Origin of the sequence: Streptomyces sp. NPDC019531, from assembly GCF_044903305.1 — a bacterium.
Taxonomy (GTDB): Bacteria; Actinomycetota; Actinomycetes; order Streptomycetales; family Streptomycetaceae; genus Streptomyces.
On record NZ_JBJDQL010000024.1, the window covers coordinates 58,908 to 83,745 of the forward strand.

Consider the following 24,838-nt stretch of genomic DNA (forward strand, 5'->3'; position numbering starts at 1 on the left):
CACGAGCCGGTGAGCGTCAAACGACTACTCGATGACTCGAGGCGCCACGTCGGTATGCGGAGCCCAGGTCTCCTCGTCCTCGACCAGGTAGTCGGGGCGCTCGTTCTCGCGCTGCTCCTCATCCTCGGGGCGCCCCTTGCGTCCGCCAGGAGCACCCACCATGCCTCCCTTGCGAACGGCACTGGCTCCCCGTCCTGCGGCTCCGCGGCTGCCGTGCAGGCCAGAGCCACCGGCAGTGCCCCTACCACCAGCGCCAGCACCGGCACCGGACTTGGGCGTGCCACCAACTACGCCATTACGAGCTGCGCCACCAACCCGTCCGCCTGCACCACCCTTGGCGGCACCTGCGCCCCCAGCGCCAGCGCGACCCGCCATGCCGGCAGCGCCGGCGCGAGCGCCAGCGGCCCCGCCAACCGCACCACCGACGAAGCCAGCACCGCCACCGACTCCCCCCACGCCGCCGCCAGTAGCGGAAACACCGCCGACCGTACCGGTGCCGCCAATTGTGGGCCCTCCGGTGCGACCACCGGAAATGCCGTCAATTGCGGTGCCGACCTGAGGCTGTGTCGTGGTCGGCTTGTGTGCCCCACCGGTAACACCCGAAGGTGGGGCTACGGGCTTCGACGATCCAATCGCCCCAACCTGACCACGGCGAGCAGTGCTCGAGGCTACGGCCTTCGGGCTTCGAGGATTGAACTCTGTCGGCACCACCACAGGAGCGGGTGCAGCGCCTCCGGGATCGGGCGGATATTCCTCGCTCTCCTCGCGCCTGCCCCCTGGTTTGATGGGCAGCTTCTGACTCCACGACCCCATCTCCGCAGCCCGACTGTTATAAGCCGCCCCGAGGATCTCCATCTGCGCAGCCATCTTGAGCTGCGCCTCGCGCCCCTCCGACAGACTGCCCGCATTGTTGTCGAGGGCTTCCTGCGAGCTACCGCCTTTCCTGATGGAAGCGTCCGTAGCCGAAGCGTCTCGGTGTCCCATGTTGCCGAGGAAGTCCATTCCGCTGGAGACCGTGCCCGGTTTCTCCATCGCCAGGACCGTCGGCTGAACCCTCTCAAGGATCACCGCGGCCCCCGTGAGGGACTGTGAAACGTTTTGAGCGTACGTCGCACTGTTCGTAATCTTCTTGGCGATCAGCTGCGCTCGCTGCTTGAACAAGTCCGCGCTCTGGCCTTCCCAATGGGCAAGAACGTGTTCAACAGCGGCGTCAAGGGTCTCCTTGATCCCGCCGCTTCCGACAAGATCGTTGTGGAGGTCTGCCCAACCACGTGAGACGGACTTCACAGTTGCCGGGTCGGCGCTTCGGACCATTTCCTTCATTTGGTCCATGTCGAAGTCGACTCCGAACATCGTGGTGTGCTTTGCAGCGAAGCACTGGTTCGCCGGAGCATACTCGAAGTTGTCGATGCCTTCGTCTTGGCCGGCCATGGCTACTGCCCCCTCATCTCCATGTAACAGAACACCTGGTCACTTCCGATTGAAAGCAGCGAGGTTCTGCGCCTCAGCATCACTGTACGAGGCGTGTGTCTTCTTGGTCTTCTGCCCGAAGTCGTCCAACACCTGTTCCAGGTACGCGACGATCTCGTAGAGGCGTTCCTTCATCGCTTCATGCGCGCCGTACAACTTGTCGGCCTCGCCGAAGCCTGTCCCGAGCGCGCCCTTCGGCAGGAACGTCTTGTTCTGGCAACTAGCCGAAGAAGTCGACATGTCCTTAAGGACACCGTTCAGCTTGGTGATCGTCCCCTCGATCTCACTCAGATCGACCTTGTACTGCTCAGCCATAATGCTCAGCTCCCCGTTGACTCCACGTTGTTACCCACACCCTGCTTGCGCCGCCAGTCACTCAGCACCCGTCCGCCCCCGAACAGCAGAAGCACGAGAGCGAAGCCGGCTGCCAGGACGTACAGCGCGTAGCGTTCCGTTCGTTGCTGTTCCGTCTCGCCGAGGACCAGCGTCGCGGCCTGGACGTCGGCGGAGCCGCCCGCGGGGCCGCCGACCGGGTCCGGCTTCGGGCCGTCGGCGGAGGGTTCCGTCGAGTCGTCGTTGACCGCGGCGGACGGGTCGATGACGCCCCAGCCCACGAAGTCGTCGCGGTCCGACTTGGTTCGGTCGGCGGTCTGCTCGATCTGGGTGATGACCTGCTTGTAGCCCCACTCCGGGTGCTTGGCACGGATCAGCGCGGCGACACCCGAGACGTACGGCGCCGCGAAACTCGTGCCCTGGTCCACGCAGTTGCCGCCCACCGGCACGGTCGAGACCATGTCGATGCCCGGTGCCGCGACCCCCACGAACGGGCCCGACTGGGAGAAGGGGGCGCGGGCGTTGTTGCGGTCCGAAGCCGCGACCGCCAGCACGCCCGGATACGCCGCCGGGTACGTCTCCTTGACCTTGCCGTCCGCCCCGTCGTTGCCCGCCGCGGCCACGATCAGCGCGTCCTTCGACTGGGCGAACTCGATGGCCGAACGGAAGGCTGCGTCGACCGACGGGTCCATCTTCGACGCGGTGTCCTGCGAGATGTTGATGACCTGGGCGCCCTGCGCGGCGGCCCACCTGATGGCCTGCATCATCGTGCCGACATTGCCGCTGCCCTGGTCGTCGTTCTGACGGATCGGGATGATCGTCGCTTCCGGGGCGAGGCCGATGAAACCGGTGCCGTCGAGCTTCCTGGCCGCGATGATGCCCGCCACCTTGGTGCCGTGGCCCACCTTGTCGATCTTGCCGTTGCCGCCGGAGTGCAGGTAGTCCTTGCCGTTGACGACGGCCGTCTTGAGCTGGGCGTTGACGGTGTCCACACCGGTGTCGATGACGGCGACCTTGACGCCCTTGCCCTTGGTGTTCTGCCACAACTGGTCGAGTACGACGCGCTGCAGCGACCAGGGCGTGCCCTTGATGATGTCGGACGGGAACGAGCAGCTGGTGTCGTCGACCTGGAAGCGCACGTCGTCGTCGGCCAAGACGGTCCGCACCCGGTCCGCGGCGGCTGCCGGCGCGGCGCCCGCGAAGGGCAGCCCACAGGCGAGAACCGCCAAGGCGGCGGTGCCTGCGGCGCTCCGATGCGCGGCGCGCGATGCCCCGGATCCCACTTTGTTACGTCCTCCCGTTTTGTTTCTGTACAGGGCGCATGAACCAGCTACGAGCCGATGACCCTCTATGGGTCGATGACCTGTTATGGGTCGATGACCGGCTATGAGCGGGAAAGTCCGCACGTCCCCGTGAACCGCCGATGGGGGCGAGCGCGCTGTCGCGCACCCGCCCCCATCGAGCGATCACGTCACGCGCCCCAGATCTTGGCGTTGCTCGACTCGGTCGCCTGGTAGTTCTGGGCGGCGCTGTCGAGGGCCTTGGCGATGGCCTCCAGCGTCTGCTGCATGGAAGCGGCGCGCTGGTCCCACTCGGCCTGCTTGGCGCGGTAGGACTCCTGCGCCGAGCCTTCCCAGCTGGCGGAGATCCGCTTCACGCCGCTCTCCAGCTCGTCCAGCTGCGTGCGGATCTTGCCCGCGGTGCTGCGGACGTCCTGCGCGGCCTGGGAGATCGTGGCGAAATTTACAAGAATCTGCCCGGACATCTCTTCTATGTCTCCTCAGATGTGTGGATGGTCAGTCACGGACGTGCGCCGCGGCGCACGGGTCCGATCATCCGAAGGGGGACGAGGCCGCGATGTTCTGGATGGACGCGCGCTGCTCCTCTTCCGAAGCCGCGTAGGCCTTGGTGCTCTGGTCGATCGCTTCCTTGATGTCGTTCAAGATCTGGTTGATCTTGTTCGCATCCTGGTTCACCTGCGACTGCAGGTTGTTGTACGCGGTGGCCGCCGAGCCCTTCCAGCCGCCCGTGATGGTGTCGATCACGGTCTGCAGCCGGGAGATTTCGCCCTGGATCGAGGAGTTGACCGAGGAGATCTTGCCGCTGAACGCGACCATCTCCTCCTCGGTCATGGTGAACTGCTGTCCAGCCATGTTGTGTCCCCCATGAGACGTAGGAGTTCTGAGTAGACCTCACTCGGAACGCCGTCACCGAATGGTGGCAGGCGTAGCCAGTCCGGTCTGGTTCCACTCTAGTCGCATCCGCTGACAGAGCGAACATCAGTTGGGGCTTGTAGCAACATCGCGATGAAGTCAACTCACCTCTTTCACAAGTGCGTTCGTGAAGTGTGAGTGGTGGACGGGCACACCCGCCCACCCGGACCGCGCCCAACCAACGGTCCGGGTTCGGGGTCCGGCAGGCCTACGACCCCTGCGCCTGCTCGGCGTTGCCACTGCTCAGCTCCGGCCCCGCCGCCAGCAGGTCCGCCCATGTCGCCGGAACCGACGCCGCGCGGATCTTGCCGTAGCCGAGCCGGACCTGGGAGGTGTTGGTGGTGGTCTGCTGGGAGTCGTCCGACTTCTCGCCGCCCGTCACCTCGCTGTCATTGCGGGCGGGGATCGAGTAGCGCAGGCCGGTGTCCGTCACCAGGAAGGTGCTGCCGCCGCCGGCGTCGGTGCCCGTGATCCGCTTGAAGAGCAGGCCGCTGCCGGGCGAGACGTATGTGCGGGAACCGCTCTGGGAGACGTCCTTCGGGAAGTCCTGGCCGGTCCAGACCGACATCAGCGGCCGGCCGGTCTTCTGGTTCGTCTCACCGCCGTGCCAGATGCTGCACGAGGTCTTCTCACCGCCCTTCTCCCAGACGGTGTTCGCCTGGGTCACCGGCTCGGCAGGCCAGTTCTTCTCCTTCAGCCACTCACCGGTCTCCGGCTGGATGTCGTTGAAGGTGACCTGCACCGGCTTCGGGACCGTGGCCCCGTACACGGCGCTGATGAAGGGGTTGCGCAACCACATCTGCGCCGTGAAGTCGGAGACGGCCTTGACCCCGTCCTTCAGCACGATGAACTTCTGCGTCGTACTGCCGGAAGGAGCCTCCAGGACGAGGCCCACCTTGGAGTACTGGGGCAGGAGTCCCTCGATGTTCGCCTGCGACCCCGCCTCCGCCCCCAGGTCCTGCAAGGTGGGGAACTCGAGAGTGCCCGCGACGTTCAGCGTCTTGATGAAGTCCGCGCTGACCTTCTGCGGCTCCTTGCCGTCACCGAACACGGCACGCTCGATGTCCTGCATCGTGTTGTCGGTCGCGAGCCGCCACGTCTGACCGCCGATCAGGTAGGCGCTCCCGTCGGAGGTGACCATGTACCGCTGGCCACGCCCGACCTGCGGGTCCGTCGGGCCCTCGATGTACATCACCTGGTTCTGCTTCAGCCGGCCGCCGCTCTTCTCGAACAGCTTGGTGCTGTCGCTCTTGTCCAGTACGTACGTCGCGCTGACGGGCTGCCCGTCCTCGCCGGGGGCCTGGCACAGCGCCCAGGTCTTCGCCGTCTTCGCGTCGTCCGCGGTGGGCAGCCGGTCCGGGGCGAAGGGGATGCCGACGGTCGCGCCCATCGGGTACTTGCTGTTGTCGAGCACCGACTCCTTGATCTTCATGACCTGGGGGTTCTCGCCGTTCAACAGCAGCTTGGCGGACGCCAGGTTGAGGACCGGGTGCAGACTGAGCTTGTCCTCGCCCTTGGTCTTCACCAGCACATAGCGCGTCGTCGACTCGCTGCCGACGAGGATGTTCTTGCCCTGGCTGTTCCAGCCCTTCGGCGCGGTCGGACTGAGCATGCCCCAGGCCCCGAATCCGATGAGCACCAGCGCCGCCACACCGAGACTCGGCAGGACGGTCTTGAGGGGCCGCGGCGCCGCCTCTTCCGAACCGTGCGGCGACGGCTGAAGAAACGCCGCCACCGTGCGCCTGCGCGCGAAGGAGTAAGCGTTCAGCTCATCCCGACGTGTCGCCATCGATGGGTCAACTCCCCGTTTTTTCGCTTTGTTGCCGAATACGGAACTCCCCAGGGCCGCCCGGTACTCCGTGGCGTTTGCTCCTGCAGGGGCCTCTACTATGCCGTGTGACGATCGCACCGTACGGTACGGGGTACGGTGATCCGCCGCCAGCTCAAGTCGCGGCCAGACAATGCAAAGGGGTTGTACCGGGGGATGAGCACTGCGACCAGGTCCCGGCGCCGTAACGGCCGCCGTCGTACCCAGGAGAACCAGGGGCCGGGGCCGGAACCGGCACAGCAATCCGCACCCCCGAGTCCGGCCTCGCCGTCGCTCGCCAGACGCCCCGGCAGCATCGGTCCCATCCGGGTCCAGCAGCTGGTCGGCATCGAACTGGCCGCCGCCGTCCTGCTGATCGGCTGGCTGCTGCGCCCCATCGGCCTCACCGTCGGCATCGTGCTCGCCGTACCCCTGGTCCTCGCCGGCCTGCTGCGCCGGCGCGGCCGCCCGCTGCCCGAGTGGTTCAGCACCGCCCGCGCGCTCCGGGACCGCCGCAAGCGCAACGCCGAACCCGTGCCGCCCGGCACCGACCCCGGCTTCGCCCCCGCCGTGGAGTGCGACCCGGCGCTGCGCACCTACAGCTTCCAGGACCGCGAGCAGCGCGAGATCGGCATGATCGGCGACGGCACCTTCCTCACCGCGCTGGTGCAGGTGCAGGCCGCCGACACCCCCCTGCGCCCCACCTACGGCACCGGGGACATCCCCCTCGATCTGCTCCAGGGCCTCCTTGAGGTGGACGACATCCGGCTCGCCTCGGTCCAGGTCGTCCAGCACACCCAGCCCGCGCCCGCCCCGCACCTGCCTCCGCAGGCCATGGCGGTCCGCTCCTACGGTCCGCTGCAGGCCCAGAGCATGACGCCGGCTCTGCGCATCACCTGGGTCGCGCTCAAGCTGGACCCGGAGCTGTGCCCGGAGGCCGTGGAGGCCCGCGGCGGCGGTATGCAGGGGGCCCGGCGGGCGCTGCTGCGGGTCGCCGACCAGCTGGCCAGCCGCCTCATGGGAGCCGGTATGCAGGCCAAGGTGCTGAGCGAGGCGGACATCTGCGGCGCCATCGCGACCTCCAGCTGTGTCAACCCGATGGCCACGACAGGCGGTGCCGCCCTCGACGGCAGCCGCTCGGGCCGTCGTACGGCGGAGAGCACCCGTACCTGGCGCTGCGACGACCGGCTGCACACCACGTACTGGGTCTCCCGGTGGCCGCAGTTCGGCGGCGCCGGTCCGGCGTTCCCCCGCCTGGTCGGCGCGCTGACCTCGGCGCCGACGCTCGCCAGCACCTTCTCGCTCACCATCAGCAGGCGGCGGGGCAACGTCCTGGCCCTGTCCGGCCATGTGCGCCTCACCGGCCGCGGTGAGAACGAACTGGGCGAGGCGGCCCAGCACTTGGAGCGGGCGGCGTCCGCCTTCAAGGTGGGTCTCGTACGACTCGACCGTGAGCAGCTGCCCGGAGTTCTGGCCACCCTGCCGCTGGGAGGTACCCGCTGATGTCCGCTCCCACCGTTCGTCCCTCGGGCCGCTCCGGCTTCGGATCCTCCAACGCCCCCGGTTTCCCCGGCCAGCGTCCGGGCCATCTGCCCCGCACTCCCGAGCCCGCCCGGCTCGGTCCGGAGCGGCGGCTGCGGGCGGCCTTCGGTCTGCTCGGTCCCCGGCGTGAGCGTCATCTCGTCGACGCCGACGTACTGGCGCAGCTGTCCCTGCCCGTCGGCGACGACGGTCTGATTCTCGGCATAGATCAGGACAACCAGCCCGCGGTGCTGGGGCTGTGCCGCCCCACGCGTCTCGACATGGTGCTGGTGGGCGGCACCTGGATGGCCCAGGTCATCGCCCTGCGGGCGGCGGCGATCGGCGCGCGCGTGGCCGTCGAGACGGCGCGTCCGCAGCTGTGGGCGCCGATGGCGCAGGCGGCCGGCGGCGGCCAGCAGTGCGTGACCGTGCACCAGGTGGGGCGGATCGCCCCGCAGGGCCCGTCCCCTGCCAGCCCGGTGCTGATCATCCGCGACCTCGGTATCCGCCCGCCGCGCAGCCGTCTCACCACGGCGCCCTGGCAGTCGGTGCTGACCCTGCTCCCCTACCTCGGCCCCACCGCGCCCCGCCTGCTGGCCAACGCCGATGTCGTCGGCATACAGCGGATCTCCCCCCAGGAGTCCCAAGTGGTCGGCAAGTCCATGCGGTTGCCCCAGGGCGACGCCGCGTCCCTGTCGTCACTGTCCGACAACGTCGCCCTGTGGTGCACCCAGAAGCACCGGCAGTACGTGATGACCCAGCCGACCGACGCGGAGACCGGTCTGCTCGGGGCGCCCCGCCGTATGGACTGACGGACCGACCCGTGCTGCGGCCAAGGTGTCGGCCCTCCACGTGAGTTCGTAACCGAACCGTTGCGCCGTGTGAGAGGGCCGAGGCCAAGTAGGGTGCTCCTGCACCAGGTTCGCTCATGAGAAAGGGCCCGCCGACCATGACTGACGCGGACGACATCGCCGCAAAGACACCGGACGACGACGTCAAGGCGCGAAAGGCGAGGGAACGGGACGAGCTGTACGGGCTGGACATCTCCGGCGTCGAGTGGCACAGCGCGCCCGGCACCGAGGAGCACGAGGAGCGCGTCGAGATCGCCTACCTCCCGGAGGGCGCGGTGGCCATGCGGTCCTCCCTGGACCCGGACACCGTGCTGCGCTACACGGAGGCGGAGTGGCGGGCCTTCGTACTCGGCGCCCGCGACGGCGAGTTCGATCTGGATCCCACACCGCACGACGACGGCCTCGCGGCGGAGCAGGCCGAGTAGCGGAGCAGGCACCGCAGCCCGGCCTCAAGAGACAGACAACCGCCACAAGGACGACAAGGACGACATCGAGGCAGGCAGCGGTCCGCGGTGCGTGCGAGCGCACAGCGGACGGGCCTGCCCCGCCGACCCCTGTGGCGTTTACGCTTGATGCGGGTGCGACGTAAGAACCCACGGGTGGGTTGTTCGCGTCCAGGGGACTTCAGACGGATCGGACAACAGGAACGGTCGCCCCCCAGCCCGGCACATGAGTGCCCACACGGCACGAGGGTGCTCGACCACACCAGGAGGAATTGTGCAGAGCGATCGGGACGGGCTGCGCGCGGGCTGGACCACGCCCAGCGACGACCAGTCCGACGCGGAGTCCGCCACCGAGATGACGGGCGAGTTCACCATCGACTACGCCGCACCTGCCTGGTACACACAGAGCGCGGCGCCCGAGGCCGAGGCGCCCGCCCCTGCCCCCACCGCGCCTGCACCCCACCCCGGTTACCCCGATACATCCGGTTCCGCACCGTCGCCGGTCGGCGCACCGGCACCCGGCCCGCAGTTCGACCCGTCCACAGGCGCGCCCGGCACGACACCGCCGCCGCCCCCGCCGCCGTGGGCGGGCAGCCCGGGCGCGGGCCCGCAGCCGCCCGCTCCTCCGAACCCGCAGACCGGCTACGGCTACCCGCAACCACCCGCGCCCCCGAACCCCCAGGGCGCTTACGGCTATCCGCAGCCCCCCGCACCGCCGAACCCCCAGAGCGGCTACGGCTACCCGCAACCCCCCGCCCCTCAGAACCCTCAGGGTGCGTACGGCTACCCGCAGCCCCCTGCTCCTACGGCACCCCCCGCGGCCCAGGCGCCTCCGGCCACCCCGGCCGCTCCCGCACCTCCGGTGGCCCCAGCAGCTCCCGCACCCCCCGTGGCCCCCGCACCGCCGGTCGCTCCCGTGGCCCCCGCGCCCCCGGGACCGCCCGGCGCCCAGGGCGTCGACGCCGCCGCAGCCGCGACCGGCGGGGACGCGGACGGCCGTAGCGACACCCCGTCCGCCGCCGCTACGACGACGAGCGCACCGCAGCCCCCCGCCGCCCCGTCGGCCGAGGCACCCGCCCCGCCCACCGCCCCCGAGCCGCCGGCCCCCGCCGAAGTCCCGCCTGCGTCCCCGGAGTCGGAGGCAGGCTCCGAAGCGGCGGCCGCCCCGGCTCCGAGCGAGGCGGCGGCAGCCGCATCTGCCACCGACGACGAGCCCGGAACCACCGGCCAGGGCGCGGACGCCGCCCAGACGCCCACCGCCGAGACCACAGCAGCGGAAGCCCCGGAAGCCCCCGCACCCGAGGCCGCCACCCCGGGCAACGAGACCGTCGCCGAACCGCAGACCGCCGCCCCGGACGCCCCGGCCACGCAGACCGCCGTACCGGAGCAGCCCCCGGCCGCCCAGAACCCCGTACCGGAGCAGCCCGAGGCACAGCCGGACGGCTGGCGGCCCCCACCGGCTCCACAGGGCGCCGTCCCGCCGCTCCCGCCGCAGTTCGCGTCGGCGGACTCCGGCGCGATGCCGCCGTCGGCTCCGGAGTGGTCGACGGGCGGGCAGCCGCAGCCGCCGGCCGCACAGCCCGGCACCCCGCCTCCGCCCGCGCAGCCCCAGGCGCCGCAGCCCGCGCCCTCGGGCTGGTCGACCACCCCGCCGCAGCCCGAGGCTCCGGCGGCACACGGCGGTTACGGCTTCCCGCAGCCCCCCGCTCCCCCGAACCCCCAGGGCACTTACGGCTTTCCGCAGCCCCCCGCACCGCAGCCGGGCCAGGGCGGCTACGGCTACCCCCAGCCCCCCGCACCCCAGAACCCCCAGGGCGGCTACGGCTTCCCGCAACCGCCCGCACCCCAGCCCGGCCAGGGCAGCTACGGCTACCCCCAGCAGCAGCCCCACGCACAGCCCGGCCAGCCCGGCCAGCCCGTGCCGCCTCCCCCGGCCCAGCCGCAAGGGCAGCCGGGACAGCCGCAGTTCCCGGGGCAGCCGCAGCCGAACCCGCAGGCACCCCACCCCAACCCCTACGCGGGCGCGCCCGGCCAGCCCGGTGTGGACCCCCGCACCGGTGCGGCCTGGCCGGCGGCCGTCCAGCACGACCAGCGTCAGCAGGTGGCCGGCGCGGGTGCGCCGCTCGGCTACAACGCGGCCGTCGAGCTGACCTCGGACCGACTGGTCAACAGCAAGAAGCAGAAGGCCAAGAGCAGCCGTCCCGCCCCGGGCGGTTCGAAGTTCAAGCTCGGCGGCAAGAAGGAGGAGCAGGAGAGGCAGCGCAAGCTCGACCTCATCCGCACCCCGGTGCTGTCCTGCTACCGGATCGCGGTGATCAGCCTCAAGGGCGGCGTGGGCAAGACGACCACGACCACCGCCCTCGGCTCGACCCTCGCCACCGAGCGGCAGGACAAGATCCTCGCCATCGACGCCAACCCCGACGCCGGCACGCTCGGCCGCCGGGTGCGGCGCGAGACCGGCGCCACCATCCGTGACCTGGTCCAGGCGATCCCGTACCTCAACTCGTACATGGACATCCGGCGGTTCACCTCGCAGGCGCCCTCGGGTCTGGAGATCATCGCCAACGACGTCGACCCGGCCGTGTCCACGACCTTCAACGACGAGGACTACCGGCGCGCGATCGACGTACTGGGCCGCCAGTACCCGATCATCCTCACCGACTCGGGCACGGGTCTGCTCTACAGCGCCATGCGCGGGGTGCTCGACCTCGCCGACCAGCTGATCATCATCTCGACGCCGTCGGTGGACGGCGCGAGCAGCGCCAGTACGACGCTGGACTGGCTGTCGGCGCACGGGTACGCGTCGCTGGTCTCACGGTCCATCACCGTGATCTCGGGTGTGCGCGAGACCGGCAAGATGATCAAGGTGGAGGACATCGTCACCCACTTCGAGCAGCGCTGCCGTGGCGTGATCGTCGTACCGTTCGACGAGCACCTGGCGGCCGGTGCCGAGGTCGACCTCGACATGATGCGGCCGAAGGTCCGCGAGGCCTACTTCGACCTGGCCACCATGGTGGCCGAGGACTTCGTGCGGGCCCAGCAGGAGCAGGGGCTGTGGACGGGGCAGGGCGGCAACCAGCCGCCGACCATGGCCCCCCCGATGCCGGGCCAGCAGCAGCCCCCGGCCGGACAGCCGCAGCAGCCCCAGCCCCCGTTCCAGGGCTTCCCCGGCGCCCAGCCCGGCCAGCCCTGGCAGACGGGCCAGCCCGGTCAGCCGCAGCCCGGTTTCCCGCAGCCGCCGTACGACCCGAACGCGGGTCGGCCGCCGCAGCAGTAGCCACCACAAGGAAGAGGGCCGGCACCGTAAAGGTGCCGGCCCTCTTTTCGCGTCCTCGATCAGGCCTCCGCGCCCTCGATCAGCTCACGGCAGCGCTTGACGTCGTCGGCCATGGCCCTCAGCAGCGCGTCCAGCGACTCGAACTTCTGCTGCCCGCGCACGTAGGCGAGGAAGTCCACCGCCACGTGCAGCCCGTACAGGTCGAGCCCGACGCGGTCGATCGCGTACGCCTCGACCGTGCGCTCGGTGCCGTCGAACTGCGGGTTGGTGCCGACGGAGATCGCGGCCGGCATCGCCTCGCCCTGGGCGTGCAGCCAGCCGGCGTAGACGCCGTCGGCGGGGATGGCGGTGTGCGGCAGCGTCTCGACGTTGGCCGTGGGGAAGCCCAACTCCCGCCCCCGCTGGGCGCCGCGCACGACCACGCCCTCCACCCGGTGCGGACGGCCCAGGATCTCGCCGGCGCCCTCGACGTCCCCCTCGGCGACCAGACGCCGGGTCAGCGTGGAGGAGAAGGGCTCTCCGCCGCCCGCCGCGCCGGACACGTACAGGTCGACGACCTCGACCTCGAAGTCGTACGTCTTGCCCTGTTCGACGAGGAACTCGACATTGCCCGCGGCCTTGTGGCCGAAACGGAAGTTGGGACCCTCGACGACCGCCCTGGCGTGCAGCTTGTCGACCAGGACCTTGACGACGAACTCGGCCGGCGAGAGCTTCGAGAACTCGGTGGTGAACGGCAGGATCAGGAGCGCGTCCACCCCCAGCCCGGCCATCAGCTCGGCGCGCCGGTGGTGCGGGGCCAGCAGCGGTGGGTGGCTGCCGGGGCGGACGACCTCGCTGGGGTGCGGGTCGAAGGTGACGACGACCGAGGGGACGCCCAGCTCGCGCGCCCGGTCCACGGCATGCCGGATGATCAGCTGGTGCCCGCGGTGGACCCCGTCGTAGGAACCGATGGTGACGACGCTGCGCCCCCAGTCCTCGGGGATGTCCTCCAAGCCACGCCAGCGCTGCACTGTGACCGCTCCTCGTCGAACCCGTGTCCGTATTGACTCTCAAGACCTGCGCAGGTCTAAGGGTGCCATGCCGTGTGCCCGTGGCCCGCATCGGCATGGGGGCTGTGACCCGACGCACGCGGCCCCGGCAGGCTCCGCAGGCCCGCCGGATTCCGCGGACTCAGGCGGGAACCCGTACGCCCGCCAGGTTCTCGATCATCCGCCGGGTGCTGGGACCGACCACCGCCGCCCACTCCTGCGGGGCATCGGCGAGCCAGCCGGCCACCAGCGCGGCGAATCCGGGGACGTGCCGGCCGAGATCGACGAGGCCGCGGTCGAAACGGGTCGCGCCGTCCGGGGTGCGGACGAGGAGGAGGCCGACGCGGTGGACGAGGTCGCGGATGCCTGAGTCCGCGCGCGCGGCGGCCGCGGGCAGCAGGGCGAGCAGGACGGCGGGATCTTGTTCGTGGTCGAGGAGGGCTTCGAGGAGTTCCTGGCGCAGCGGCCGGGAGACGGGGGCGCCGGGCCCGGCGAGGACGGCCGCCAGCGCGGCCCGTACTCCTTCAGGGCCGCCGTCGAGCAGCCCTGTGACCAGCGGGAGGAGGACGGCCCTGGCGGCGGGGCCCTGGTCGAGGCGCCGGTCGACGTACGCGGCCACGTCCCCGGCGGTCTCCGGACGCCGCTGCACCGCCTCCCGCACCAGCACGGCGACCCGGCGGGCCGGCGCGGGCGTGGTGACGTCCGCCAGGGTGCGCAGCGCCTTGCCGGCGCCGGGGCGCCGCAGCCGCTCGCGGAAGGCGTCCAGGACCGGGTCGGGGTCGGTGGCGAGGGCGGGGACCAACGCGTCGGCCGGGAACTGCGGGTCGCCGGCCGCGAAGTGCCCGAGCGCCTGCGGCAGATGACGGGCACGCGTGCACGGGTCGCGGACCAGCAGGGCGAGCGCGCCGCCGTGCAGGGTGCAGTCCTCGGGGCGGGCCAGCAGGGCGAGGGCGGCGTAGCGCAGGAGTTCACGGTCGGCCTCGGTGCGGAGGTGCGGGGCGGCACGCAGTCCGTACGCCACCGCGGCCACCCTCCTCGCGGGCCGCTCGTCGTGGGCCCACCGGTCCACGGCCCGGCACACCGCCGACGGCTCGTCCTCGGCCAGCGCGGCGAGCAGTTCGTCGGCCCGCCGGTGCGCACAGCCGACGAGCAGCTCGGTGAGATCGTCCAGGGCCCGGGTCCGGTGCGTGTGCAGCAGCGCCTGCGCGGCCTTCGCCACGGTCGCGTGCGGGGTCGCGGGCAGCGTCCGCTCGTCGTCGAACCAGCGGGTGAGATGCGGCTGTACGGCGGTGGGGTCGACGGCGAGCAGCTCCGCCGCGGAGTCCAGGAAGCGTGGGCCGGGCTCGTGCGGGGGCCCGTCGGCGAGAACGAGCCGGCGGAGCAGGTCGATGCGGGTGCCCAGAGGTAGCGGAAGCGCGCTCCAGAAGGCGGGCCCGAACGCGGGCGGGAACGGTTCCCCTCTCCGGCGCCGGGCCACGAGGCGGTCGGCGAGCTGCCGTAGGACATCCGTGTACGGCGTCGCGTCGGGCACGCGCAGCAGGGTCTCGGTGAGGAGGCGGGTGGCCCACCAGGAGTCCGGGTCGGCGTCCAGGGCGTGCAGCAACTCCTCCAGGCGGTACGCCAGTTCGGGTGTGCCGTGCTGGCGGGCGACGAGGAGCAGGGCCTGGACGACAGGGCCGATGCGGTGGTGCGGAACGGGGAGGGGGTGTTCCTGTCCGGTGCCCTGACGGTGGACCAGGGCGCGCAGGGCCTCGTCGAGGTCCAGGTGCATGCCCTGGATCCAGTCGGCGAGCTCCTCATGGGCGAAGCGGTAACCGGTGCCCGCGGGGACCAGGAGGCCCTCGGTGAGGACCGCGGAGGCCCAGCCGGTGCCGCCGAGCCGCTTCGGGGCCGGGCCCCAGGGGAACACCGCCTCGAACGACTCCCGGTCCAGTTCGCCCTGTCCGGGGCCGAGGCTGCGGCGGGCCGCCTCGTGGACCTGGCCGGAGACCTTGGCGGCGAGCCGGCGGACGGCGGTGCCGCGCAGCCCGCTCGGGGTGGCCAGCCGTACCGCGATGCGCAGGCACATCAGGTCGAGATACGCCGAGAGGACCTCGTCCCGGTCCACGGGGGCGTGCGGAGCGTGCGGAAGGGCCGCGCGGACTTCGGAGAGAAGGCGGAGGGTGAGGGGGTGGCGGGCGTCGGGGCCGGTGAGGATGCCGTCGGGGAGGGCGTAGCGGGCCCTGGCCCGGCGGGCCTCGTCGTCGGTGAGGTCGGCGAGGCGTACGCAGGGTGGGAGGTGCCGCTCCGGGGTGCCGTACGCCGCCTCCGCCGGGAAGTGGGCTCCTTCCCAGTACTCCTTGCGGCAGGCCACGACCAGCCGTGCCCCCGTCTCGGTGAGCCACTTCGCGGTGCCTTCCGTCCACTCGGCGAGGCGGTGGGCGAGGACCGGGGGCATCTCCTCGGGGCCGTCGAGCAGGAGGAACAGGGGGCGGGCCGCGGTGTGGGAGAGCTGGGCAAGTCGCTCGGGGGTGAGGTCACCGAGGTCGGCGGGGACGGTGTCCGCGGAGGCCGCCACGATCCGGGCGGCCCTGGTGAGCGCGCGGCGGGCCGCGTCGGCCACCGAGGCGTCGGTGTCCTCCAGGTCGGCGCCGCGCAGCCACAGGGTGGGCGCAGGGGCGGGGCCGTGGTGGCGGCGGGCGGCGAGGGCCGCGAGTTCCGTCGTACGGCCGCTGCCGGGCGGTCCGACGAGCCCTAGGACGGCTGCCGGGCTCTCGGCGAACGCGGCGAACTCCCTTGCGACAGCGGCCCGTTCGACGAGTTCCGTCGCGACTCCGCGGCCCACGTGACCGGCCGACGCGCCCGGCGGGCCGTCCTGGCCCACCGACGTGGCGGTCAGCTCCAGCACACCGGCCAGGTTGAGGTCGGCGCCGTACGCCGGGACCGTCGCCGCGTTCTCCGCGAGCAGGTCGGCGAGGGTGCCGGTCCGGACGGAGCGCAGCGGGACCGCGTATCCGGAGTCCCGGTGGCCGCTCTGCAGCGCGGTGCCGAGGACGGCGACCACCGCGCCGGTCTCGGCGTCGAGCACCGGGCCCCCGGCGGCCCCGCCGCCCAGCCGCAGTGCGTCCCGTCCTGCGGTGCCGATCGCCAGCTCCAGCGCACCGTCGAGGAGATGGAGGCGGTCGGTGGCCATGTAAGTCACGGTGGCCGGGCCCAGCACCCGGGCCTCGCGCCAGCAGCCGGCGGGGAGGCGAACATAGCTGCCGGTCTCGACGGTGTCGCGTACGGACACCGGCAGCGGGTCCACTCCGAGGCCCTCGGTACGGACGAGCGCCAGGTCCAGCTCGGGCAGCGGGGTCACCGCGTCGGCGGTCACCACACAGCTGCGGTCGCCGGCGTGCAGCAGGAGCCGGGGCAGCCCGTCGACGGCTTCGTGACTGGTGACGACGGTGCCACGATGATCGGCCACGAAGCCGCCGGCCTGCCCTACGTCCCCGGCCCGGCCGGCCTGCCCTACGTCCCCGGCCCGGCCGGCCTGCCCTACGTCCCCGGACCGGCGGGCCTGACCAGCATCCCCACCTCGACCAACCTGCCCGAAGTCCCCGGCCCGACCGACCTGACCAACATCCCCGGCCCGACCAGCCCGCCCGAAGTCCCCGACCCGGCCAGCCTGACCAACATCCCCACCTCGACCAACCTGCCCGAAGTCCCCGGCCCGACCGACCTCACCGACATCCCCGCCCCGACCGGTGTCCTCACCCCGACCTGCCTGACCGACATCACCACCCCGACCAGCCCGCCCGAAGCCCGGGGTCGGACCAGCCTGACCGTTGCCCCACCGTCGACCGACCTGACCGATGTCCCCGGCCCAACCGACCTGACCGACATCCCCGCTCCGACCGACCCGACCGACGTCCTCACCCCGACGTGCCTGACCGATATCACCACCCCGACCAACCTGCCCGAAGTCCTCACCTCGACCTGCCTGTCCGAAGTCCTCACCTCGACCTGCCTGTCCGAAGTCCCCGCCCCGACCGGCCTGTCCGCCGTCACCGGTCTCGCGATCGTCGGTCCGATCCGGCCCCGCGGGCCCGCCCGGCGCCCGATCCCCCTGTCGAGCATCACGGTCTGCCTGTCCAGCGACCCCGTCGCCCTCCCGGCCCCCGTGTCGAGCCGCACGATCCGGCTGCCAGGTGGCCTCGTCCGGACTCGGGGCTTCCCGGCGGACTCTCCGGGCCTCCTGTCCCGCCTCGCGGTCGTCGTGCCCGCTGGGGCCTGCCGTCGGGGCGCCGCCCGGTCGTGGGTGTCGGATCTCGTCATGGGCCGTGCCGTTGCCCCACTGGACCCGCCTACCGGTCTCAGGCTCCTCCCGGCCCCCCTGCCCCGTGGGCTGAGCCGGCACCCGTGCGGTCCCGTCCCCCGGTCCCCTGCTGTCCGCGCCGGAGGCGAGAGGAACCGCGCCACCGACGGAGTCCCGTGTCGCCATGATCGAACCTCCCCGCCGTACGCACGTTCCTGCTGTCGACGGTAGGCGCGGGGTGATCAGCGGGACAGATCGCGTCGTGAACGCGCCCCCTCCCACTCCCCCGGTTCACTCCGAGCGCCTGCCCGCGCGGGTGAATGGAAGGGGAGCGGCGGATACACCCTAGGGGTGGGGGAACCGAGGGGGGACCGTGGAGCGGCGGGCACAACCCCGTGATCGCCGCTCCACGGGCGGAACATCCTCGGCGCCCCCGCCCGGTGCGGGCAGCCCGGTGTCAGGCGAAGACCGCCAGGCTCTTCGCCTTGCCCTTCTGTTCCTCCACGAGGGCGAGGAAGCGGCCCTCGGGGTCGAAGACGGCCACCGCGCCGACGCCCGCGTACACGTCGGGCATGTCGAGCCGTACGCCGTTGGTGAGCAGCGCGGCCCGCCTGGCGTCGACGTCCCAGCGGGGGAACGCGGCCGTGGCGGCCTCGGCGATCGGCATCACCGCGAGCTCCTGCTGGAGCTGGTCGAGGGTCTTGGCCGCGTCCAGTTTGTACGGACCCACGCGCGTGCGCCGCAGAGCCGTCAGATGGCCACCGACGCCCAGATCGGCGCCCAGGTCGCGGGCGAGGGCCCGGATGTAGGTGCCGGACGAGCAGACCACCGACACGACCAGGTCCACAACGGCCGTGCCGTCCTCGGCGACCGTGTCCCGGACGTCGTGGACCGCGAAGGACGAGATGGTGACGGGCCGCGCGGGGATCTCGAACTCCTCGCCCTCCCGTGCCCGCTTGTAGGAGCGCACCCCGTCGATCTTGATGGCGGAGACCTTGGACGGCACCTGCATGATCTCGCCGCTGAGCTTGGCGATACCGGCGTCGACGGCTTCCCGGGTGACCTTCGAGGCATCGACCGACCCCGTGATCTCGCCCTCCGCGTCGTCGGTCAGAGTCGTCTGACCGAGCCGGATCGTGCCCAGGTACTCCTTCTCGGTCAGCGCGAGGTGCCCGAGGAGCTTGGTCGCCTTCTCGACGCCGAGGACCAGCACGCCCGTCGCCATGGGGTCGAGGGTGCCGGCGTGTCCGACGCGGCGGGTCCTGGCGATCCCGCGCATCTTGGCGACCACGTCGTGCGAAGTGAAGCCCGACGGCTTGTCGACGATGACAAGGCCGTCGGGCGTCCGGTTCTTCTCGGTCATTCGGCGGCGTCGTCCGTCTCGTCCTCGTCGCCTGGCTTGCGGTACGGGTCCGCCTCACCGGCGTAGGCGGCGCCCGCGGAGACCTCGCGCACCTTCTCGTCGGACTGGCGGGCCTTGTCGAGGAGGTCCTCGATCGTCTTGGCCGTGTCGGGCAGCGCGTCGGCCATGAAGGTCAGCGTCGGCGTGAACTTCACACCCGCCGCCGCCCCGACGGCCGACCGGAGCACGCCCTTGGCGCTCTCAAGACCGGCGGCCGCGGCCGCCCGCTCCTCGTCGTCCCCGTACACGGTGTAGAAGACGGTCGCCTCCCGCAGATCACCCGTGACCCGGGTGTCCGTGATGGTGACGTGCGAGCCGAGCCGCGGGTCCTTGATCCCACGCTGCAGCTTCTGGGCCACCACCTCTCGGATGAGGTCCGCCAGCCTCTTGGCGCGCGCGTTGTCGGCCACTGGTCCGTCTCCTTAAGTACTTACTTGTTGCTTCAGTCTTCGTCGCTGTGGAGCCTGCGTCGAACCGAGAGCAGTTCCACCTCGGGCCGCCCGGCGACCAGCCGCTCGCAGCGGTCCAGTATGTCGGTGAGGTGTCCCGTGTCCCCGGAGACCACCGCGAGCCCGATCTCGGCCCTGCGGTGGAGATCCTGACTGCCCGTCTCCGCCGCGCTCACCGCGTACTTGCGCTGGAGCTCGGCCACGATCGGACGGACGAGAGAGCGTTTCTCCTTCAGTGAGTGGACGTCACCGAGGAGCAGGTCGAAGGACAGAGTCCCCACATACATGTGTGTATCCGGATGTCCCGCCGGTTCGGGGTACGGGCGCCACGCTTCGACGCCGATACGGGAACCGTACACGCAACGGCCGGGGCCGATCGACGGATATTACGTCCGCCGACCGGCCCCGATCGCGTGCTGTGTCGGTCAGCCTCGCGGCTTCTCGCGCATCTCGTACGTCGCGATGACGTCGTCGATCTTGATGTCGTTGAAGTTTCCGAGGTTGATACCGCCCTCGAAGCCTTCGCGGATCTCGGTGACGTCGTCCTTGAAGCGGCGCAGGCCCTCGATGTTGAGGTTCTCCGCGATGACCTTGCCATCGCGCAGCAGACGGGCCTTGGTGTTGCGCTTGACCTCGCCGGAGCGGATGAGAACACCCGCGATGTTGCCCAGCTTGGACGAGCGGAAGACCTCGCGGATCTCCGCCGTACCGAGCTCGACCTCTTCGTACTCCGGCTTGAGCATGCCCTTGAGGGCCGCCTCGATCTCCTCGATCGCCTGGTAGATGACCGAGTAGTAGCGGACGTCCACGCCTTCGCGCTCGGCCATCTGCTGTGCCCGCCCGGCGGCGCGCACGTTGAAGCCGATCACGATGGCGTCCGAGCCCATCGCCAGGTCGATGTCCGACTCCGTGACCGCACCGACACCGCGGTGCAGGACGCGGATGTCGACCTCTTCGCCGACGTCCAGCTGGAGCAGGGAGGACTCGAGAGCCTCGACGGAACCAGAAGCGTCACCCTTGATGATGAGGTTGAGCTGCTGGACCTCGCCGGCCTTGAGCACCTTGTCCAGGTCCTCGAGCGAGACGCGGCGCGTGCGCTTGGCGAAGGCCGCGTTGCGCTCGCGGGCGGCGCGCTTCTCGGCGATCTGACGGGCCGTACGGTCCTCGTCGACCACCAGGAAGTTGTCGCCCGCACCCGGGACGTTGGTCAGACCCAGCACCTGGACCGGCGTGGACGGACCCGCCTCGGCGACGTTGTTGCCGTTGTCGTCGAGCATGGCGCGCACACGGCCGTAGGCGTCGCCCACCACCATCGTGTCGCCGACCCGCAGGGTGCCTCGCTGGACGAGGACCGTCGCCACGGCACCGCGGCCGCGGTCGAGACGGGACTCGATGGAGATGCCCTGCGCGTCCTGGTTCGGGTTGGCCCGCAGGTCGAGCGAGGCGTCCGCGGTCAGGACGACCGCTTCCAGCAGGGAGTCGATGTGCAGACCCTGCTTGGCGGAGATGTCGACGAACATGGTGTCGCCGCCGTACTCCTCGGCCACCAGGCCGTACTCGGTCAGCTGACCGCGCACCTTGGTCGGGTCGGCGCCCTCGACGTCGATCTTGTTGACCGCGACGACGATCGGGACGTCGGCCGCCTTGGCGTGGTTGAGCGCCTCGACCGTCTGCGGCATGACGCCGTCGTTGGCCGCGACGACCAGGATCGCGATGTCCGTCGACCGGGCACCACGGGCACGCATGGCGGTGAACGCCTCGTGACCCGGGGTGTCGATGAAGGTGATCGCGCGGTCCTCTTCGTTGACCTGGGTCGAGACCTGGTAGGCACCGATGTGCTGGGTGATGCCGCCGGCCTCGCCCGCGATGACGTTCGTCTTGCGGATGGCGTCGAGGAGTCGGGTCTTACCGTGGTCGACGTGACCCATGACGGTCACGACCGGCGGACGGACGACCAGGTCCTCGTCGTCGCCCTCGTCCTCACCGAACTCGATGTCGAAGGACTCGAGCAGCTCGCGGTCCTCCTCCTCGGGGCTGACGATCTGAACCGTGTAGTTCATCTCGCCCGCGAGGAGCTGCAGCGTCTCGTCGGAGACGGACTGCGTGGCCGTGACCATCTCGCCGAGGTTCATCATGACCGCGACGAGGGACGCCGGGTTGGCGTTGATCTTCTCCGCGAAGTCGGTGAGGGAGGCACCGCGCGACAGGCGAATGGCTTCGCCGTTGCCGCGAGGCAGCATCACGCCGCCGACCGACGGGGCCTGCATGGCCTCGTACTCCTGGCGCCTCTGCCGCTTCGACTTGCGACCGCGACGCGCGGGACCGCCGGGACGACCGAAGGCGCCCTGCGTGCCACCACGGCCACCGGGACCGCCGGGACGACCACCGAAGCCGGGACGACCGCCGCCGCCACCGCCGGGACCACCCGGACGGCCGGCGAAACCGCCGCCACCGCCACCAGGACCCGCGGGACGACCGGCGAAACCGCCGCCACCGCCACCGGGACGACCGGCGAAACCGCCGCCACCGCCACCGGGACGACCGCCGCCACCGCCACCGGGGCGACCGCCACCGCCACCGGGACCGCGGCCGCCGGGGCCACCGCCACCGGGACGCGGGCCGGCAGCCGGACGCTGCGGCATCATGCCGGGGTTGGGACGCGGGCCGCCGGGGCCACCGCCGCCGGGACGGGGACCGCCCTGCGGACGGGGCATGCCGCCGGGGCTGGGACGAGCGCCGCCCGGAGCCTGCGGACGGGGACCGCCCGCCGCGCCCTGGGGACGCGGACCACCCGGGCCCTGGCCCTGCGGGCGAGGGGCGCGATCGGGACGCTCACCGGGGGCACCCGGACCGCCCGGACGCGGGGCACCGCCGGGACGGGGCGCCTGCGTGCGCGCCATGCCGGTGGAGCCACCAGAGGTGAAGGGGTTGTTGCCCGGACGGGGACCGGCCGGACGGGCGCCGGGACGGGCACCCTGGCCGCCCTGACGCGGAGCGCCGGGACGGTCGCCGCGGCCCTGGCCGCCCTGACCGGGACCGCCGGCCGGACGCGGGGCGCCGGGACGCGGGGCCTGCTGGCCGGCCGGACGCGGAGCACCCGGACGTGTGCCGGAGCCCTGGCCCTGGGAGGCCGGTGCGGCGGGAGCCGACGGCGGCGCGGTGAACTCGGGCGTGGTCGGAGCCGGGGACGCCGGGGCGGGCCGCGGCGCGGGCTTCGGGCCCGGAGTGGGACGGGGGCCGGGAGCGGCCGGCGCGGCGGGAGCCGCGGGCCTCTCGGCGGCGGCCGGCTTGGGGGCCGGCGGACGCGGGGCGGCCGGACGGGCGGCCTGCGCGGGAGAGGGGGCTGCCGGACGAGCCGGGGCAGCCTTGCGTGCGGAAGCGGGCTTGCCGCCTCCGTTGCCCTGCTGGAGGGCGTCCGTCAACTTACGGACGACGGGCGCTTCGATGGTCGAAGACGCCGAACGGACGAATTCACCGAGTTCTTGGAGCTTGGCCATGACGACCTTGCTCTCCACCCCGAACTCCTTGGCGAGTTCGTATACCCGGACCTTAGCCACTTCGCTCCTTTTAGGTCCGGTTGCGTCCGGACCGTCGCTACTTCATGGGCGTACTCATCGCGTGCTCATCGAGTGCTCATCGCAATCTCGACCTACTTCCAACTCGCGGGGTACCAGGGCCGCACGGGGGTTCCGCGCGACGCTTCTTACGGTGTTGCCTGCTCAGCAAGTGTGCTCAGCAACTGTCTGTCTGCTCGACGTACCGGCGCAACGCCTTTGTGTCGAGCGCTCCCGGGGCGCGCAGCGCCCGCGTGAACGCCCGGCGGCGTACCGCCTGGTCGAGACAGACCAGGGCGGGGTGTACGTACGCACCCCGGCCGGGCAGCGTACCGCGATGATCGGGGACGCATGCGTCCTTGATCGCCACGATGCGCAGCAGATCGGTCTTGGCCGCTCGCTGCCTGCACCCCACACAGGTGCGCTCAGGGCATGCGCGGGCGCGCGTCCGGCCAGACACTCTTAAGTCTACCTCCCCGTACCGACCTCACCCCTTCGGGGCAGGGATCGAACGGACGTTGTCGTGATCTAAGCCACCTACGGCTTGGATCTATTCCCCGACGCTATTCGCCTGCCTGTTCGGTGTCCGGCCGGATGTCGATCCGCCAGCCGGTCAGCCGGGCCGCGAGCCGGGCGTTCTGCCCTTCCTTGCCGATGGCGAGGGAGAGTTGGTAGTCGGGGACCGTCACGCGCGCGGAGCGGGCGGCCATGTCCACGACCTCGACCTTGGAGACCCGGGCCGGCGACAGCGCGTTGGCCACCATCTCGGCCGGGTCGTCCGACCAGTCGACGATGTCGATCTTCTCGCCGTTCAGCTCACCCATGACGTTGCGCACACGCCCGCCCATGGGGCCGATACAGGCACCCTTGGCGTTCAAGCCCGAACGGGTGGACCGTACCGCGATCTTGGTGCGGTGACCGGCCTCACGCGCGATGGCGGCGATCTCGACGGACCCGTCGGCGATCTCCGGCACCTCAAGGGCGAAGAGCTTCTTCACCAGGTTCGGGTGCGTGCGCGACAGGGTCACGGACGGACCGCGGACGCCCCTCGCCACGCGTACGACGTACGACCGAAGCCGCATGCCGTGCGGGTACGTCTCACCGGGGACCTGTTCCTGCACCGGCAGGATGGCCTCCAGCTTGCCGATGTCCACGAGGACGTTCTTCGGGTCGCGGCCCTGCTGGACCACGCCCATGACGATGTCGCCCTCACGCCCCGCGTACTCGCCGAGCGTCGCGTCGTCCTCGGCGTCGCGCAGCCGCTGCAGGATGACCTGCTTGGCGGTGGTGGCGGCGATCCGGCCGAAGTCGGACGGGGTGTCGTCGAACTCCCGTGGCTCCTGGCCCTCTTCGAGCTCCTCGGGGTCTTCCTTCGCCCACACGACCACGTGCCCGGAGTCCCGGTCGAGCTTCACGCGCGCGTGGCGGTGGCTTCCCTCGGTGCGGTGGTAGGCGATGAGGAGGGCCGACTCGATCGCCTCGACCAACAGGTCGAAGGAGATCTCCTTCTCCCGTACCAAGCCCCGCAGGGCACTCATGTCGATGTCCACGGCTACGCCTCCTCTTCGTTCTTGTCCTTGCGGTTGAACTCGACCTGCACACGCGCCTTGTCGATCTCGGAGAAGGCGAGTTGGCGGGTGGTGGCCTTGCGGCCCTTCACGCCGGGCACTTCGAGTTCGAGGCTCTCGTCGTCGACCTTCAGGATCCGGGCGACCAGCTCACCGCCCTCGGTCAGCTGGAACTTCACCAGCCGGTTCACGGCGCGCGCGTAGTGGCGGTGCTCCTTGAGGAGGCGCTCGGCGCCCGGGGTGCCGACCTCCAGGGTGTACTCGCCCTGGCCCATCGCGTCCGTCTCGTCGAGCTTCGCCGAGAGCGCGCGACTCACATCGGCGATCTGGTCGAGGTCGGCACCGGTGTCCGAGTCGACGACGACACGCAGCACTCGCTTTCGTCCGACGGAGTCCACTGCGATCTCTTCGAGATCCAGGCCCTGGGAGGTGACGAGCGGTTCCAGGAGCTCTCGCAGCCTCTCGCTCTGGGTGGTGCTCATCCGGGTGACTCCTCGGCCGCGTGTGCTGTTGTGGGTAGGTCGCGTGTCTGGTCAAAGGGTATCCGGTCGCGGGGGGTGTTGCCGTCCAGGTGGCATCGGATGCGCGGGTACCGTGATCGCCGGCGGGCTCGACCTCCCGCCTGTGTGTTCGTACGAGCTTC

General features: G+C 71.2%; 20 protein-coding genes. 5 read left to right on the forward strand and 15 right to left on the reverse strand.

Features of this window, described 5'->3' with window-relative positions:
- Positions 1-24: 24 nt before the first annotated feature.
- The 6 genes from ACI2L1_RS25860 to eccB all read right to left on the reverse strand — a co-directional run bounded on the left by ACI2L1_RS25860 (position 25) and on the right by eccB (position 5,805).
- On the reverse strand, positions 25-1,431 hold the full coding sequence (locus ACI2L1_RS25860; RefSeq protein WP_404741740.1) for a WXG100 family type VII secretion target: 1,407 nt from the start codon (positions 1,429-1,431) through the stop codon (positions 25-27).
- A 39-nt stretch (positions 1,432-1,470) separates the two neighbouring features.
- Positions 1,471-1,785 carry a hypothetical protein gene (locus ACI2L1_RS25865; protein WP_404741741.1) on the reverse strand — a complete coding sequence of 105 codons (315 nt, stop codon included), beginning with the start codon at positions 1,783-1,785 and terminating at the stop codon, positions 1,471-1,473.
- Between the two features lie 5 nt (positions 1,786-1,790).
- Positions 1,791-3,086: a type VII secretion-associated serine protease mycosin gene (gene mycP, locus ACI2L1_RS25870; RefSeq protein ID WP_404741742.1), complete on the reverse strand. Its 1,296-nt coding sequence runs from the start codon at positions 3,084-3,086 to the stop codon at positions 1,791-1,793.
- Positions 3,087-3,274: 188 nt separating this feature from the next.
- Entirely contained in the window at positions 3,275-3,568 is a 294-nt protein-coding gene (locus ACI2L1_RS25875; RefSeq protein ID WP_404741743.1) for a WXG100 family type VII secretion target, read from the reverse strand.
- A gap of 67 nt (positions 3,569-3,635) precedes the next feature.
- Positions 3,636-3,956 carry a WXG100 family type VII secretion target gene (locus ACI2L1_RS25880; protein WP_007385064.1) on the reverse strand — a complete coding sequence of 107 codons (321 nt, stop codon included), beginning with the start codon at positions 3,954-3,956 and terminating at the stop codon, positions 3,636-3,638.
- A gap of 268 nt (positions 3,957-4,224) precedes the next feature.
- Positions 4,225-5,805 carry a type VII secretion protein EccB gene (gene eccB, locus ACI2L1_RS25885; RefSeq protein ID WP_404741744.1) on the reverse strand — a complete coding sequence of 527 codons (1,581 nt, stop codon included), beginning with the start codon at positions 5,803-5,805 and terminating at the stop codon, positions 4,225-4,227.
- 195 nt (positions 5,806-6,000) lie between these two features.
- Between eccB and eccE the strand changes: the two genes are divergently transcribed.
- From eccE to ACI2L1_RS25905, 4 genes are all read left to right on the forward strand, one after another.
- Positions 6,001-7,326: a type VII secretion protein EccE gene (gene eccE / locus ACI2L1_RS25890; protein ID WP_404741745.1), complete on the forward strand. Its 1,326-nt coding sequence runs from the start codon at positions 6,001-6,003 to the stop codon at positions 7,324-7,326.
- Positions 7,326-8,156 (forward strand): hypothetical protein, encoded by an 831-nt coding sequence (locus tag ACI2L1_RS25895; protein ID WP_404741746.1) that lies wholly within the window; start codon positions 7,326-7,328, stop codon positions 8,154-8,156. Before eccE ends, ACI2L1_RS25895 begins: the two co-directional genes overlap by 1 nt.
- A gap of 137 nt (positions 8,157-8,293) precedes the next feature.
- Complete coding sequence (locus ACI2L1_RS25900; protein ID WP_404741747.1) at positions 8,294-8,620, forward strand: DUF397 domain-containing protein; 327 nt, start codon at positions 8,294-8,296, stop codon at positions 8,618-8,620.
- 292 nt (positions 8,621-8,912) lie between these two features.
- Positions 8,913-11,915 (forward strand): SCO5717 family growth-regulating ATPase, encoded by a 3,003-nt coding sequence (locus tag ACI2L1_RS25905; RefSeq protein ID WP_404741748.1) that lies wholly within the window; start codon positions 8,913-8,915, stop codon positions 11,913-11,915.
- 59 nt (positions 11,916-11,974) lie between these two features.
- Here the strand turns inward: ACI2L1_RS25905 and ACI2L1_RS25910 are convergent, their stop codons facing one another.
- Both ACI2L1_RS25910 and ACI2L1_RS25915 read right to left on the reverse strand, forming a co-directional pair.
- Entirely contained in the window at positions 11,975-12,925 is a 951-nt protein-coding gene (locus tag ACI2L1_RS25910) for a bifunctional riboflavin kinase/FAD synthetase (RefSeq protein WP_404741749.1), read from the reverse strand.
- Positions 12,926-13,085: 160 nt separating this feature from the next.
- Positions 13,086-16,391, reverse strand: coding sequence for a serine protease (locus tag ACI2L1_RS25915; protein WP_404741750.1), 3,306 nt, complete (start codon positions 16,389-16,391; stop codon positions 13,086-13,088).
- On the opposite strand from ACI2L1_RS25915, the gene ACI2L1_RS25920 reads away from it, so the two are divergent.
- Positions 16,380-17,453, forward strand: a complete 1,074-nt coding sequence (locus ACI2L1_RS25920; RefSeq protein ID WP_404741751.1) for a hypothetical protein — start codon at positions 16,380-16,382, stop codon at positions 17,451-17,453. The two genes, ACI2L1_RS25915 and ACI2L1_RS25920, sit on opposite strands and share 12 nt — an antisense overlap.
- Before the next feature lie 226 nt (positions 17,454-17,679).
- Here the strand turns inward: ACI2L1_RS25920 and truB are convergent, their stop codons facing one another.
- The 7 genes from truB to rimP form a co-directional block, all read right to left on the reverse strand.
- On the reverse strand, positions 17,680-18,585 hold the full coding sequence (gene truB / locus ACI2L1_RS25925) for a tRNA pseudouridine(55) synthase TruB (protein ID WP_404741752.1): 906 nt from the start codon (positions 18,583-18,585) through the stop codon (positions 17,680-17,682).
- Complete coding sequence (gene rbfA, locus ACI2L1_RS25930; protein WP_404741753.1) at positions 18,582-19,034, reverse strand: 30S ribosome-binding factor RbfA; 453 nt, start codon at positions 19,032-19,034, stop codon at positions 18,582-18,584. The genes truB and rbfA overlap by 4 nt, the downstream gene beginning before the upstream one ends.
- Before the next feature lie 32 nt (positions 19,035-19,066).
- Entirely contained in the window at positions 19,067-19,360 is a 294-nt protein-coding gene (locus tag ACI2L1_RS25935) for a DUF503 domain-containing protein (RefSeq protein WP_404741754.1), read from the reverse strand.
- Between the two features lie 138 nt (positions 19,361-19,498).
- Positions 19,499-22,630, reverse strand: coding sequence for a translation initiation factor IF-2 (infB, locus tag ACI2L1_RS25940; protein WP_404741755.1), 3,132 nt, complete (start codon positions 22,628-22,630; stop codon positions 19,499-19,501).
- 175 nt (positions 22,631-22,805) lie between these two features.
- On the reverse strand, positions 22,806-23,087 hold the full coding sequence (locus ACI2L1_RS25945) for a YlxR family protein (protein WP_404741756.1): 282 nt from the start codon (positions 23,085-23,087) through the stop codon (positions 22,806-22,808).
- Between the two features lie 103 nt (positions 23,088-23,190).
- The gene (gene nusA / locus ACI2L1_RS25950; protein ID WP_037708676.1) at positions 23,191-24,177 is read right to left on the reverse strand and encodes a transcription termination factor NusA; all 987 of its coding nucleotides are present in this window, start codon (positions 24,175-24,177) and stop codon (positions 23,191-23,193) included.
- Positions 24,178-24,179: 2 nt separating this feature from the next.
- Positions 24,180-24,677 (reverse strand): ribosome maturation factor RimP, encoded by a 498-nt coding sequence (rimP, locus tag ACI2L1_RS25955; RefSeq protein WP_404741757.1) that lies wholly within the window; start codon positions 24,675-24,677, stop codon positions 24,180-24,182.
- Positions 24,678-24,838: the final 161 nt, after the last annotated feature.